The organism is Terrisporobacter sp. (assembly GCF_017888745.1).
Taxonomy (GTDB): domain Bacteria; phylum Bacillota; class Clostridia; order Peptostreptococcales; family Peptostreptococcaceae; genus Terrisporobacter.
Window position 1 is genome coordinate 19,088 of sequence record NZ_JAGHFM010000047.1, and the last position, 15,914, is coordinate 35,001.

Here is a 15,914-nt window from a genome sequence, read left to right on the forward strand (position 1 = left end):
TTTTATAATTTAACTTCTTCATCTATATTAAATAAATATAAGTGTTTTTCCTTCACTTTTTTACCAGTTAATTTCGTCAGAGCCTCCCCATATAAATCCAACTGTTTTCTATATCTATCTATAACACTAGATTTATTTTCATCATCTACATAATCCGTTTTATAGTCTACGATTACTATTTCATCATCTTCTTCAAAGTATAAATCTATTATACCCCTTAACATTAGACTTTCCTCATCATATATAGCTCTATTATTTTGTATATCTTCATTATTTAAATAAATATCATTCATCTTAATCTGGGAGTATATAGTTTGCTCTCTTTTCACAAAATGAGATGATAACATTCTTTTTCCTACCCTAGATCTGAAGAATTTATATATTTTAAAAGGATTAATAACTACTGATTGTTTTTCAGTTATTATATCTCTTTTTATAAGTTCTTTTATCTGTTCTCTTATTTGGTCTATAGTTTTTATTTTGCTTAAGTCTAAAACTTCCATTACTAAATGAACTATTGTTCCTCTTTCTTGAGGTGTTATTTTATCTTTCTCCTGACTTTCTTGTATAAATAAAGGTTTTTTAAGAGTTATTTTATTTACTCCAACTTCACTATTTTCATCATTAGATAAAACTTCTTCAGATACAATTTCATCCTCTATTCCTTCTCCATCATCATATATACCTATATCTTCATATATATTTTCTGAGAAATCTTCTTCATGTTGGCTTTGCATCTTTTTAATTTCCGAAACAGATATACTTGCAGATACTTTTACACTTTCTTTAAATGGATACTTATAATTTAATTTTTCTTCTATTTCTTCTATATAATCAGACCCCTTCTCTTCACTTTCCATCTGATTTAATAAAGTTTCTAAATCTAATTCTTCTGCTTTTTCTTCTACAACCACATCATCTTTACTCCAAGCATTAAAGCTCCATTTTGAATCGTGATTTGATTGAGATATGACTTCAATTCCATATTCATTTCTAAGTTCTTTGAAATCTTTATGTTTTAAAACAGAAGGCATTATCCAATCTAAATAATTCTTCGCTTTTAATACATCATACTGTGAAACTGGATTATCTCCATCTAAATTTTTCCCCCACTTAACTAAAGTTGCTGGAATATCTTTAGTAGAGCCAGTAATTATTAATTTTTCTTTTGCTCTAGTTAAAGCAACATATAAGATTCTCATCTCTTCTGAAAGATTTTCTAAGTTAATTTTATTTTTTAATGCTTCTTTTGCAATACTTGGATAAGAAATTCTCCTATCTATATCTACTAATTGTGGTCCAAATCCTAACTCATAATGATATAACATATCTTTTTTAAAATCTTGAGTATTAAAGTTTTTGCTCATTGCTGAACAAAATACTATAGGAAATTCTAGCCCTTTACTCTTATGTATACTCATAATTCTTACAACATTAGCATTTTCACCAAGTGTCTTTGCACTACCCATATCTGAATTAGATTTTTTAATTTTATCTATAAAGTTAACAAAGTTGAAAATACCTTTGAAACTTGTTTCTTCAAATTGTTTCGCTCTTTCAAATAAAATCTTTAAGTTGGCTTGTCTTTGACTTCCACTTGGTAAAGCTCCTACATAAGCATAGTAGCCACTATTCATATATAAATACCATAAAAATTCATCTGTGCTCATATAAAGAGATTTTTCTTTGTATTCTTGTAAATCATGTAAAAATCTTCTACATTTTTCTGCTACTACTTGTTTTTCTTCCTCTTCAGTTTCACTTATCATCACTATACACTCATATAAACTGGAATTACTATTTTCTAATCTTATATCAATAAAATCTTCTGGTGTAAATGAAGTACATGGAAGTATTGGTGATTTTAAAACAGCAAGTAGAGATATATCTTGCATTGGATTATCTATAACTCTTAAAAATGCCATTACTGTTTTAATTTCTATAATATCAAAATATCCCATTCCCGTATCTGCATAAGTTGGTATACCCATATTTATTAATTCATCAGCAAATACTGGTGCCCAAGCAGATGTAGCTCTAAGAAGTATTACTATATCTTTAAAATCAACCATTCTATAATCATCAAGCTTCTTATCATATACTTTGTATACTTTTTTGTCTTCTCCTGGTGACATTAATTCTTTTATTATTTTACCCACCATACGAGCTTCTAATTGTATATTATCTAATTCTTCTTCTATATTTTCATCATCAGAGTTGATATCTTCACCTTTTTTATTATCTTTTTCCATAAGATGAATTTCAGTAGGTCCTCCTACTATTATCTCTTCATCTTCAACTTCTTTAAAGGATGCTCCTAAGTTTAGTGCTTCTTCTTTTGTATATTCAATTTCACCAATGTTCTTACTCATTATATTTTCAAAAACATAGTTACAGCTATCTATTACTTCTTTTCTACTTCTAAAATTTTTATAAAGCATTATTTTTCTTTCTTTGCTTCCTTTTTTTGTATCATAAGCAGCATATTTTTCCAAGAAAATTTCTGGTTTGGCTTGTCTAAATCTATAAATACTTTGCTTAACATCACCAACCATAAATCTATTTGGAGTTTCAATTTTTGCGATTGTACTAAGTAAAACTTCTTGAACATAGTTACTATCTTGATACTCATCTATAAATATTTCATAGAACTTCTCTCTGTACTCAAGGGCCACATCTGAAGGAGTTATTTTTCCATCTTCATCTGTATTAGTTAAAATATCTAAAGCAAAATGTTCTATATCATTAAAATCTATAATTCCTTTTTCTCTTTTTCTTTGGCTATACAGTTCTATAAATCTAAGTATTACTCTACTTAAAGCATTTATCACAGGGTATAACATCTCTATTTCTTTATTTAAACTTGATATATCCTTGTTAAAAGTAGAACTTTGCATAGCTTCTAAAGATTTTTTTGCATCATCTCTAATCTTTTTCGCTTTATCTTTGCTATCTTTTATATATTCCTCTGCACCTTTAGGAATTCTCTTAACACCTTTAACATAATTTTCAAATTCTAAAGAACAAAAAGTTCTATAAGAACTTTCCCAAGATTCATTACAGCTATCAAAAATATTTTTTATCATTCTATACTCTATTTTTAATTTATCCGTAAAAGTTTCTAATTCTTCAATTCCTTCTACCATTTCCAAAGCTTTTTCAAAATTAAGCACAATACCACTTAATTGAATCTTTACTGTATCTAATATTATTTTCGCCCATTTAGAAGTAGAAAAATCAAAATTATCATCTATTTCAAAATCTTTTACACTATCTTCTAACCATTTAATGGGATATGGCGCTGACATTACAAAAGAATAAATACTAAGTACCATTTGTTGTAAATTAGTATCTCCTCTTTTTTCACTGTAGCTTTCCACTAAGCTATAAAAATCTTCTTCTTTTTTCTCATAAAACTCTTCAAAGACTTCTTCGATAGTTTCTAACTTTAATATTGTACATTCAGTCTCATCACCAATCCTAAAGTTAGGATCTAAATCGATTTTGTGGAAATTTGATTTAATAACTTCTAAACAGAAAGAGTGTATTGTAGTTATACTAGCCTTATTTAGTAAAACTAACTGATTTTGTAAGTGTGAATCTTCTGGATTATCTTCTAATGCTTTACCTATTGCATCACCTATTCTCTCTCTCATTTCTGATGCAGCTGCATTAGTGAAGGTAACTACTAGCAAGCTATCTATATCTATAGGTTTTACTTTGTCTGTTATCATTTGTATAATTCTTTCAACTAGTACTGCTGTTTTTCCCGATCCAGCAGCAGCTGCTACTAATAAATTACAATCTCTACTATCTATTACTTCTTGTTGTTCACTTGTCCATTTTGGTGAGCTCACTATTTATTTACCTCCTTCTCCATTAATTTAATTACTTCTTCATCACTTTTATCATTAAGAATTGTGTATTGATTTCCTCTTATAGTAGAATCAAATTGGCATATTACTGAGTAAGAACAAAAATCACATGAAGTTCCATTTTTATTTTTACAAGGTAATATACTTATATCTCCTCCTACCATTCTTTCACATAATTCTTTGACTTCATATTTTACATATTCTCTAAGAATATCAAATTCACTGTCTGTTACACCTTTAGTATATCTACCCACATTCCCATTTTTATCAAAACTTGCTGGTATTACTAAAGAAGTTTTTCTTTCTCCTTCTTTAAGTGATAGATCCATTTGTCCTATAATATCTGGATTTTTTACAACTAAGCCACTCATTCTAAGTTTCTTTAATATTTCTTCTGTTATAACTGCATCTTTTTGATCTTCATTACTTTTTACAATAGGATTATCTATTCTGTTATATAAAATGGCAGCTGGTTTAATGTTTTGTTTTTTATGTCTATCACTTTCAATTATTGCATCTAAGTATACTAGTAGTTGCAATTGTAATCCATAATATACTTCTGTTAAACTAATTGATTTATCTCCTGATTTATAATCTATAATACGAATATATCTACTATCATCTTTTTCTAATTCATCGATTCTATCTATTTGCCCAACTAAAGTTACTTCTTCTCCATCATCTAATACAAGTTTAATAGGTGGATACTTACCATTTTTCCTAAAACTAACTTCATAATCCACGGGCTCAAAATTTCCTTGTTTTATTTGCATAGATATTATACTAATAGCTGAAACTAACATTTTCTTTAATCTATAGGCTAAATACTTATATCTTTCTGAAGAATTTAATATGAATCCAGGTATCTTATTAATCATTTCATCCACTATAAGAGATACTCTACCTTTTATATAGTCTTCATCTATTTCGTGCCAATTTAATTTATCTTTATTTAATGATTTAGAGAAAATATCTAGTATTTTATGGATAAATGATCCTAAGTCTGGGGCTGTAAATGAGTACTCTTTTCTTTCCTCAGCTTTTAATCCATATTGAATAAAGTATGAGAAAGGACACTGAGCATATCTCTCTAGTTTAGATACACTTAAATTTTTATTTTCATATAACTTTTTAATTTTGTCTTTTTCTACTTTATCAACTTGATTAGTATAACTAAGTCCACTAATAACTTTTTCAAGTTTGCTTCTATATTCATCATCACTTAAGAAATACCTATAGATATCTAGCCATATTTCATTTATCTCTCCTCTAATTTCAAACTCTTTTATGGCATTTATTAATTCGTTAAAAGTAGGTGCTTTTACTGTTATTTTTTCTAGTACATCTTCATGTCTATTTTCCATCTCTTTTAAGACATAATTTTTTATATCTATATTAGGGAAAATCTTTTTAAGCCTAGATATTATTATAGAAGGTCTTAAAGTTTTTCCTTCATGATCTGAGATAGGATAAGTTAAAATTAAATTTTCACTAGTTGATGTTAAAGCTTTATAAACTAAAAACTGCTCTTCATAGGTTTTTGTCTTGCTGTCTATATCAACCTCTAATCCTTTTTCTCCTAAATTTTCTCTATCTTTATCACTTAAAAGTCCACTTTCCTTAGATATTAACGGAAAGATTCCATCAGTAGTTCCTATTAAGTATAAATATTTTGTATCCGTATTTTTCATCCTATCTATACTACTCACAAGAACTTGATCCATACTTGGTGGAACTAATCCAAGTTCATATTCATCAAAACCTAAACTTATTAGTTTCATAAACTTATCTAGGGAAATTCTTTCATCCCCCATAAGTTCCACCATTTGGTCTAATATATCTATTACTATTTGCCAAACTTGAGAATATTCATTAGCAATTTCTAAATCTCCTTTTTCAGTAAAGTTGTTTATTAACTTTTCTAAAGTTTCTTCTATATTAATATCTAATAAAAACTCATATACATATTGGCAAATTTCTCTCACAGTTTTATTTTGTTTTTTAAGTTTTTCTTGTAAAGATATTATTGGAGCAAGAACTTTATCTTTAGTTGCATTTATTCTTTCTTTTTGAACTAGGTCATACTCATCTTCTTCACTTAAGTAATTAGGATTTACTTTGTAGTACCATTTTTCTTCAAACCATTTTTTACCTTTTATACCATTAAGAAGTACGTAGTTTTCTAGCAAACTTATTTCTTCATTACCCACTCCTATAAGTCCACTTTTCAAATATCTGAACATAGTCTCATAAGAGTATCTTCTATTTTTCATTTCTAAAGCAGATAATATAAGAACTATTATAGGATTATTTTTAGCTTCTCTTTTTACATCAATAAAGTTTGGAATTTCATATTCTTTAAAAATTGATTTAACTAAAAAATCGTATCTATTTAAGTCCCTTGTAGCTACTGTAATATCTTTATATCTTACTTTTTTATCTCTTACTAAATGAATAATATCTTTCGCTACTTGTTCTACCTCATCATATAAATTGTTAAATTCTTTTATTTTAATATGCTTAGTTTGTTTTTCATATTTTTTATAAGGATAAGCATGATAATATTTTTCTAAGTGCTGAAGCTCTTCATTATCTTTAAACCTTTTTACATCTTCTGTATTTAAATTAATATTTGTATGAATCTTTACTCCTTCTTCTGCTGCTATCTTATATAATTTATCAAAAGTATATTTAGTCCTTGAGAAAGCATCATTTTTTGAATAAGTAAATTGAGTCAGACTATCAATAGTTAAAGAAATATAAACTTCCTTTGCTTGTTTAAGTAATACTTTTAATACTCCATACTGATTAGGTGTAAAACCTGTAAACTCATCTATATAAATATAACTATCCTTAAAATACTCACACTCTTCTAATCTTTCAGCCAAAGATGTAAGCATGTCCTGAGAATCAACATAGTTTTCATGAAGATTTTTTTCAAACTCTGCATAAATCTTTGCAATATCTTTCAATTTATATCTTAAGGTTTCATTTTCAACTTCACCAGATATAGCCTCTAGCATGTCTGGTGACACGTTATATTGTTTTAATTCTGAAATCATATCTGTTATAGAAGCTACAAATCCTGACTGTGTAGATGATTTAGCATAAACTTTTAGTTCATTACTTATTTTATCAATTGATTTATATATCATCATAGCTCTACCACTAGAGTTAATATTTACATCAGTAAGTCCTCTTACTTTTGAAAATACTATACTACTCATAGTTTTAAAACTTAATACTCTACTTCTTAAATACTTATCCTTTTCTTCTCCTAAAAAAAGTTTAGACATCTTCTTTTCCATCTCAAATGAGTATTGTTCTGGAACTAAAAGAATAACATGACTAGTTTCGTTGTCTTGTACTCTTTTCTTTATTGAATCTAGCATAAAGGAAGTTTTTCCTATACCTCCTCTACCTAACACAAACCTAAGGCCCATATATGTCCTCCTCTAATTCTTCATAATTTATATCTTCGTTATTACATAATTTATTAAACTCACAATATTTACAGTGTTTTTTGTTTTTTATGACATCTATATTATTGCTAAAATCCGTTCCTTCAATATTTTCTATATAAGATGATATATTTATTATATTTTCATTATGCATCTCTTTACTATATCTTATAGTTATAGGTTCATCTTCCAGCTCTGGTTGATAATAATTCATACTTATATTTTCTATCTTATGATTTGGATATAATTCTTTTCTTATTACTTCTTCCGCTAAAAACATATATACCCTAGTTTGCATCCTATTTAATGCATTTTTATAACTTATCTTCTGTGACTCAGTTTTCCAATCCCAAAGACTTATATTATATTGATTTATTACAACTAAGTCAAATTTTGCTAAAATTTCTCTTCCATTAAAATTTAATCTTACTTCATACTCAGGAAGATAAAGATTTTCTTCATCTAAAGGAAGTAGCTTTTCTATTTTTTTCATCCATTTGTTAAAATCATCATTAGCACTACTTCCTATTGGGATATTAGAAAAATATCTCTCACAAAGTAAGTGAAAATCTCGCCCCCACTTCAAGCTATCATAGTATTCTCTACTTCCAATATCATCATATCTCCAATTTATATTATCTATATATTTGTATTTAAATTTAAAAGGACATGATTTATAAGTATTTAATGAGTTTTGGCTATAAGTAAAATATTTTAATTTTTCATCCATCTAAATCATTCTCCTTTCTTATCTATTACATTTTTTAATATATTTAAGTAAATTGATGGCTTTTGACTTTTCTTATCTATTGCAGATATTTTAGAGCTTGCTGATAAAATTAACATTTCTTTTGCCCTTGTAATACCCACATATAAAAGCCTAATTTTTTCTTTTATTAAACTTTCTTTAATCTCTTTGCCATAATCTTTGTTTATTTCACCATTTAAAATAAAGTCTATTTCTGACTTTATATTTGCATTTGGATTTTTATATTTTTCTTTTAGATACCACCTATCACATTGAAATTTTTGATAAATATTGTCTGGGAAATTAAATTCCGTAATTCCCAATAAAAATACACAATCCCACTCTAACCCTTTTGATTTATGATAATTACACACAGTTATACTTCCTGGATAAGGTTCATATCCATTTATTTCACTTACAACTTCTATAATATAACTAAAAACCTTATTTTTTCTGTCTGATAGTAAATTGTATACTTGCTGTAAATCTATTTTATTATTGTCTGCTATTAAGTATTTCACATAAAAACCTAAGTAGTCTACAATAGCTCTTTCTTGATTTTCAATTGACATATTGTCTCCTATGAAAAGAATCAATTTATCTATTCTAGTTAAAGAATATTCTATTATATTTTTTAATGCTTTTAATCCATATAAAAAGCTTTGATATAAGTCACTATCTATGTCAATTATTATATCTTTGCTACTATTCTCATCATACAATAATTCTTCAACAGTCAACCTTTTCTCTCTTATTAATTGGAAAAAGTCATTCTTACCTTCTTTATTTTCAGTTTTTATATATGCTTTATCTAATACTTCAATAAATTTTTCTATATTATCACAATTTAAAATAAAATCTATTATTGATGCTATATTATCTATAACCCTTCTTTTTCTAAGAGAGTTCGGACCTAGTTCTTCAAATTCTAAATCTTCTTTAATAAGTTCTTTAGCAACTAAATTTATATGATTATTGTACGGAACTAATATGCCTATACTCTTGTCTGGATATTTTTTATTTATATTTCTAACAAACTTTACTGTCTGTTCTATTTCTTTATCAAATGTTTCATACCATTTTAAGCTTATTTGATACTTATCAGGACATGGATTTTCTTTATATCCCATATTTTTAGGAACTGTCTTTATATCCATTTCTTCTAGGGCATCTCTACACTCTGTACTTTTTAAATCTTGTGTTACATATTTTACTAAAGTATTAGCTAAGTTAATAACATCTTTTGAGCTTCTATTAGACATGTCCATTCTATAACAATAGTCACTATTGTCTATAAATTCCTTAAAAAACTTAGGATCTGATGAAGAAAAAGTTCCTGTTATACTTTGATTTATATCTCCAACTCTCACAAGGTTATTATGATTTTCACATATTAAACTAATTATCTTTCCTTGTATTTCATTAGAATCCTGACACTCATCTTCAAATACATATTGATATCTATTTTGATATTTTATTCTTAATTCTTCATCCATACATAATACTTTATAAGCTAAAATTAATAAATCATCATAGTCTAATAAGCCATGACTTTTTAATTTCTTTTCATATTCTGTATATATAGGAAGAATTATTTTTAAAATACCTCTACGATTTTCTCTCATTATTTCATCAAGTTTTTGTGGTGATATTTCTTTGTATTTTAGTTCTCCAATAGTATTTTGAACTAAATCATAAAATCCATTTTCCCAAGCATCTAATTGTCTATCTTGCCATAGGGGGTCCTTTTGTTCTTTTAAGAAAAATCTAAAAGCTTTTTCGCCTCCATTAGCTCTGAAATTATTTATGCATTCACTAAGTATCATAGTTTTTTGTAAATCATCAGCAATATTAAAATCTTCATGTAGCATAACAACTTCTGGCTTTTCTTTTATAATTTTCACTGCCAAAGAATGTATAGTCATAACTTCATATGAATTTTTATCATCTATCTTTTTATCTTCTAATATTTTCTTTATTCTAACTTTAAAATTATTTACGGCACTATTCATATAAGTTAAAATCAAAATTTTTCCTTTTCCTTGCTTTTTTTCTTCCAATAATTTTGCAACTAAATTAGTAACTATAAAAGTTTTTCCAGCCCCAGGTACTGCAGGAACTGCCATTTTACCTTTTTCATATTGAATTATTGGAAGTTGATCTTCCCTATAATTTATCTTAGTCATTATCCTTATCTCCTCTATCTAATAACCTTAGTAAAAGGCCATATAACATACTTTCCTGCATAAATCCATTTACACTATACTCACTTTTATAAGCATATACTTCTTTACTATTAATTAACAAATTATATACTAAATTATAAAGGTAATATTTTTTATTAATTTCTTCTATTTCATCACTATATATTTCCTTCTCTTTGAATGATTTTCTAAGAACTAATGGATTAGCTATATCTTTTTCTATCCTCATATTCCAAGCATTACTTCCTATATCTATCCAAAGTTGTATCTTCCTATTAATATTAGAGCCTATATAAGTGTATGGTGTGGTAATTATAATTTTATCTGAATTTTTCATATCTTCTATATCGGAAGACATATAAAAATCATTAATATTGCTTTTTAAGCACTTAATAAATACCTGGCCTATCTCTTTTTCATCTTTAATTTCTAAATTATCTAATATATCACTAAAACTTTCACTTTGCTTTATAATTTCTTTACATGATATTATTTCTGTTTTTCCATCCTTAAGATTTAACATCTTTTCTATATAAAACTGAATTAAAAATTCACTTATTTTAATATCTTTACTTTGTTTATTTTGTATATACTGAATTAAGTCCATATAATTTTCATCATTTTGTCTATTATTGAATATTTTTAGAGCTTTTATCTTATTTACTCCAAAAATAATCTCAATAAAATTAATATATTCTTCATCTTTTATTAAGCTTTGTAAATTATAAAATATACATGTTGCCACAACTAAAGCATTTGCGTAAGCATGGTCCATAATTTTACTATCTATTTTAGTATTTGCTACTTCAATATTTTTACGTTTTAATAAATTACTTATTTTATAATCTAATATGGAATTATTTATAGGAGATATTATAGCTATATCCTTTAACTCCACTCCCCTATGCACTAACTCTTCAATCTTTTCAACAGAATTGTTTATCATTTCATCATATAAACTAGCACTTTCATCTAATTCAATTAATTTTTTTCTATCTTCTATTTGTTTTAACTCTATTTCTTCTTTTATATTTTTAATTTCTTCTGTATATTTTGATTCTTTAAATTCATATAATTTCATTAGGTTTATTTTTTCTAATTTATTGCCTATATCATCTTTAGTAAAGTATTTTTTAATGATATTTTCTTCTAAATGCTTAATATCCGTATTTTTAAAAGATGAGTAATCCTTACTATTATCATAGAAAATATAAGTTTCATTTACATTATCTATTAACTCTGTAATTAAGTTAGCTTCACTTACAGATGAACTTTCTAAGCTATCTATAATTAGATAATCGTATTCTTCTCTCAATCTTTTAATATAAAAATCATTATTCAATAAAAAATTATTATATAGATATACAGAAATTGAATTATCTATTATGGAATTAGATAATAATGCATTTACATAAAAATCTATAACCTCTTGCATCTGACTATAAGAAAATCTCATTAAATTATCTTTATTTTTCTTAGATTCATATATTTTTTCTCCTATAGCATGAATATCTATATCATTAAAACAAGCCTTGCTAAGATTATCTAATATGTTTCTGCATATACCCTTATCTGTCCCTACTATATCTTCAAAATAATTTTCATTATTTCTTTTTTTATTTATAAAATCTATTAAAATATATTCACTTAAGCTCTGAGATATAAAGGATGGGCTAATCTTATTTCCATTTATTTTTGAACAGTTTTCAGCTACTATTGGCCAATACTTAATTAACTCATTATGTACAAAATGACTATATGTAGTTATTTTTAATTCTTCACTACATCTTAAATTCAAACTTCTCAAGTAATTTAACTTTGTTATTGCATTTGGTACTATGAATAGTATATTTTTAGATCTGTAATTATTTTTTTTGATTATATCTTTATATATATTTAAAAGTTTTTCTTTTTTCTTGTTTAAATCGACCTCTTTAAATAAATATCTCATTTAATCACCTTTTTCTTATGTTTTCATAAATTCATTTATATTAATTATATAATACTTTATAAAATTTTACTCATTCACTGTATTTATTTTTATACATATTAGTAGTTCATTAAATTTAATCTAGGAGTTTTCCACAGTTGCAAACCAATATAAATTTCTTGTATGTAAAAAATTCCTTTTGCTTAAGTTATCATATAAGTCATAATTTCCTTACAATAAAAAAATGGATTATACCATTAAATTAAATGTATAATCCATTTTTATATTATTAACTATGAAATTAAGCTTTTATAATTATTTAGTGGCTTTTAATTTTTTACGATATACAAATAATGCTCCTAAAGCAAGTAACAATATTCCTGAAGGTAATAGTATACTTGAGTCGCCAGTTTTTGGAGAGTCTCCATTATTAATGTTATTATTTCCACCATTTCCATTATTAGATCCACTGTTGTTGCTACTATTCCCACTGTTTCCATTGTTAGATTCACCATTGTTGCTACTATTTCCACCGTTTCCGTTGTTAGATCCATTATTGTTACCGCTATTTCCACCATTTTCATTATTAGATCCACCACTGTTGCTACCATCATCAGTGTCTGGTGCTGGTTTTACAGGCTTTAATTCTAAAGATTCTTTTGCTGCTTCAAGGTCAACTTTAGCATTTATAAAATCTTTAGCACTAGTATTTTCTACATTTTCTAACATAGATTTTAATACTTCTAATGCTTTATTATATTTAGATACACTTTCTTCTGTATATTTACTTAAATCTATCTTTTCTATATTGTTAATATAATCAACAAGCACCTTCTTATTTACTCTTATTACAAGATTATTTATAGCATTTTTAATATTAGCTACTGATTTTTCTACTTCTTCTTGTTTACCAGATACAAATAAATCATCTGTGCCATCCAATAGTTTTATTAATTCATTATAGCTATCTAGAGTATAACATTCACAATTAAGCCCTTTAGCCATATTAACTACATTACGTAATTCAACTATATTTACTAAGGAATTTTTTAGTCCTAATAATTCATTTTGATATCCTTCTAATTCTTTTTCACTCATTGAATCCAAGTTCATATTTTCTATCTCAGCTACTCTATTCATTAATACTGTATATGAATTAGTAGTATAATTATCTTTATTTAAAGCTTTTAACTCATCAATAAATTTCTTGATATTTTCACTTGAAGCTACAAATTCTAAGTTGTTTTTAGCTTTAGTAATTTCAACTATTATGTCTTCTATTTCTTTAGCAGTACCATCAACTAGTAATTCTTTTCCAACAGTTATTGCATCTTCATATACTTTGAAAGATTTTTCTGTATAAATACTTGAATCAGATATAGCATCAAATTCTTCTATCTCTAATACTAGTGAAGTAATTTCTACCAAACCTTTTCTTAAATCTTCTATAGATTTTATACCTTGTTCAAATAGTTCTGGATCTTGAGGCTTAGTTCTATTTAATTCAATTAATTCTTCTAACTTTGTTTTTGCATTTAATAGTGCATCCCATGAATTCTTAGTGTAAGTTTTTTCTGGATTTTGTACATTTTTTATAAATTCATTAATGTCTTCTATTACAAACTCAGCTTCTTCTCTATTTGCAGGATTGTATACTAAATCAGCTTTAGCTTTATTTAATTCTTCAACTAATTTATCAACATCTTTTTGAGATAAATTATCAACATCCTCCATAGCTTTTTTAGCTGCATTTAAAGCTTTTTGATATTTTTTCCAAGTTGTAACTGTATATTTAGAACTATCAAGATTCTCATTTATTAAGGATTCTAAATCAGAAACATCAGCTCTTAACTCATGATTTTCTTTTGCTTTTTCTATTTCTTTAACTGCACTATTTACAGCTTCTTGTGTTGAATATTCATTATCATAAATTTCTTTACCAACTTTTATAGCAGTTTCATATGCTTTCGCTGAATTAATTGTCCAGTTTGAAGTATCTATATTTTCATCTATTAATTTTTTTAAATCTTCTTTGTCAACACTTGTATCTTCAGCTGACTTAAATACTAATTCCACTAAGTTTGGAACTACTCCATCCCATTCAAACTTAATATCTAATATTATAGTTCCTTCTGGTAATACAAATTCATTTGTCCCTTTATTTAAAGTTCCTAATTGCACCCATTGTGCTCCCTTAGTTGGAGACATAACTCTTGCACTCACGTTTGCATTTGAAATTACTTTAGCATTCTGCATTACTTTAATGTGATTTACTTTGTTATTTTTAGATAATGAATATGTAAGATATCCGCTATCTGCGCTTGGTATATACATTGTAGTAATATCACCATCAACTAAATATTCAAACAATCCATTTTCAGTATCTGAAACATTTGAATCAAATGTTGGGTTATTTATTGATGGAATATACTCTCCACCATTTATTTCTATTTCGTTTATTCTTGTCCATCGGTGTGCATAAGATTGAGAAAGCTCTAATTTAAGATAACGAGCTTTTTTATTTATATTAGTTCCTTCAGCCACATTATAGGAAATTTCATGTCCAGGGAAACAGTCATTTATATTTGAATCATCAACTGTTGCATTAGCTTCTTGATTTCCAATTGTAACTACAGCTTCACCCCAGTTTTCTTTATCTGTAGAAGCATAAATTTTACCATCCCTTATATAATCTTTGTGTGAATCATGAACTACTATTTTTAATTTATCTAAGTCAATTTCTTGCCCTAAATCAATAATCATATGATCACCTTTAGTTTGACTTCTGTTAAATTGTACAGCCGTTGTGCGATCTTTGTCAAACAAATCTTCTAATTTACCAGCATAAATTGGTCCCATATTATTTTTTATAACTTTTGGCTTTCCAAATTCTCTAGATGATAATCTGAATTCACTTACATCAAAAGTAACTGCCGATTTTCCTAAATTAATTAAACGAACATATTTTGCATTAGTATTTTCAGTTAATGTTTTACTATCTATATTAACCCATTCATATCCATTTTTAGAAACTTGTAATGTAACTTTGTCTAATCCATTACCATTTACAACTATTTCTGTTAGTTCATGAATACGATCCAACATTAATCCTATATATTGATCTTTTTCTAATGTTATATTACTAAGTTCAACCATGCTAGCATTATCTTCAAAGTAATCTGCTGGATGATCTTTGTACTTTTCTACATTAGTATATACTTTACCATTATGATCTATTTTTGCATTAACTTCAAATTCTCTAAATCCAATCCAAGTATTTTGATTTTCGTTATTTCTTAAACGTATATATTGAGCTTCAATATTTTTATCTGAAAGATCTATTATTATATCCTTCTCATTTTTGCATTGCTTAATTTCTTTGTAATCAACACCATTTAAAGAGTATTCTAAAGTAGCATTTTTAAAGTAATCTCCTGAGCTAGCATTTGGACCTTGAAGAATTTTAATTTTGCCAAGAACTATTGGCTCACTTAATTTTACGCCTACATAGTCACCTGCTACAGTAGTATTTTGTGGATTTACTAGTTGTCTTACATTATAATGAACACCTGTATTTTCATCTCCATCTAGCATATCAGATTCTTTTCCAGAATGAATACTCCATCCATCAGTTGTACGTATTACTTCACTTGTAAAAGTTGGGACTTCAGGTTGTGGAGTAGTTAATATTTTAAA

6 protein-coding genes are annotated in these 15,914 nt (G+C 26.5%); all 6 read right to left on the reverse strand.

The genetic code is table 11. The features are described from left to right. Positions 1-2: 2 nt before the first annotated feature. Positions 3-3,857 carry a helicase-exonuclease AddAB subunit AddA gene (gene addA, locus J7G74_RS02035; protein ID WP_297131221.1) on the reverse strand — a complete coding sequence of 1,285 codons (3,855 nt, stop codon included), beginning with the start codon at positions 3,855-3,857 and terminating at the stop codon, positions 3-5. Continuing rightward, on the reverse strand, positions 3,857-7,318 hold the full coding sequence (gene addB / locus J7G74_RS02040) for a helicase-exonuclease AddAB subunit AddB (protein WP_297131225.1): 3,462 nt from the start codon (positions 7,316-7,318) through the stop codon (positions 3,857-3,859). Before addB ends, addA begins: the two co-directional genes overlap by 1 nt. Next, entirely contained in the window at positions 7,308-8,066 is a 759-nt protein-coding gene (locus J7G74_RS02045) for a PD-(D/E)XK nuclease family protein (protein ID WP_297131245.1), read from the reverse strand. Before J7G74_RS02045 ends, addB begins: the two co-directional genes overlap by 11 nt. A gap of 5 nt (positions 8,067-8,071) precedes the next feature. Continuing rightward, positions 8,072-10,270: an ATP-dependent helicase gene (locus tag J7G74_RS02050; protein WP_297131249.1), complete on the reverse strand. Its 2,199-nt coding sequence runs from the start codon at positions 10,268-10,270 to the stop codon at positions 8,072-8,074. Next, entirely contained in the window at positions 10,263-12,239 is a 1,977-nt protein-coding gene (locus J7G74_RS02055; RefSeq protein WP_297131252.1) for a hypothetical protein, read from the reverse strand. The genes J7G74_RS02050 and J7G74_RS02055 overlap by 8 nt, the downstream gene beginning before the upstream one ends. A 294-nt stretch (positions 12,240-12,533) precedes the next feature. After that, a partial coding sequence (locus J7G74_RS02060; protein WP_297131255.1) for a discoidin domain-containing protein occupies positions 12,534-15,914 on the reverse strand: 3,381 nt, incomplete at its 5' end.

Excerpts from the sequence above, each read along its gene's own strand:
- addB (WP_297131225.1), bottom strand. The coding sequence starts at position 7,318 with ATGGGCCTTAGGTTTGTGTTAGGTAGAGGAGGTATAGGAAAAACTTCC.
- J7G74_RS02045 (WP_297131245.1), bottom strand. The coding sequence starts at position 8,066 with ATGGATGAAAAATTAAAATATTTTACTTATAGCCAAAACTCATTAAAT.
- J7G74_RS02050 (WP_297131249.1), bottom strand. The coding sequence starts at position 10,270 with ATGACTAAGATAAATTATAGGGAAGATCAACTTCCAATAATTCAATAT.
- J7G74_RS02055 (WP_297131252.1), bottom strand. The coding sequence starts at position 12,239 with ATGAGATATTTATTTAAAGAGGTCGATTTAAACAAGAAAAAAGAAAAA.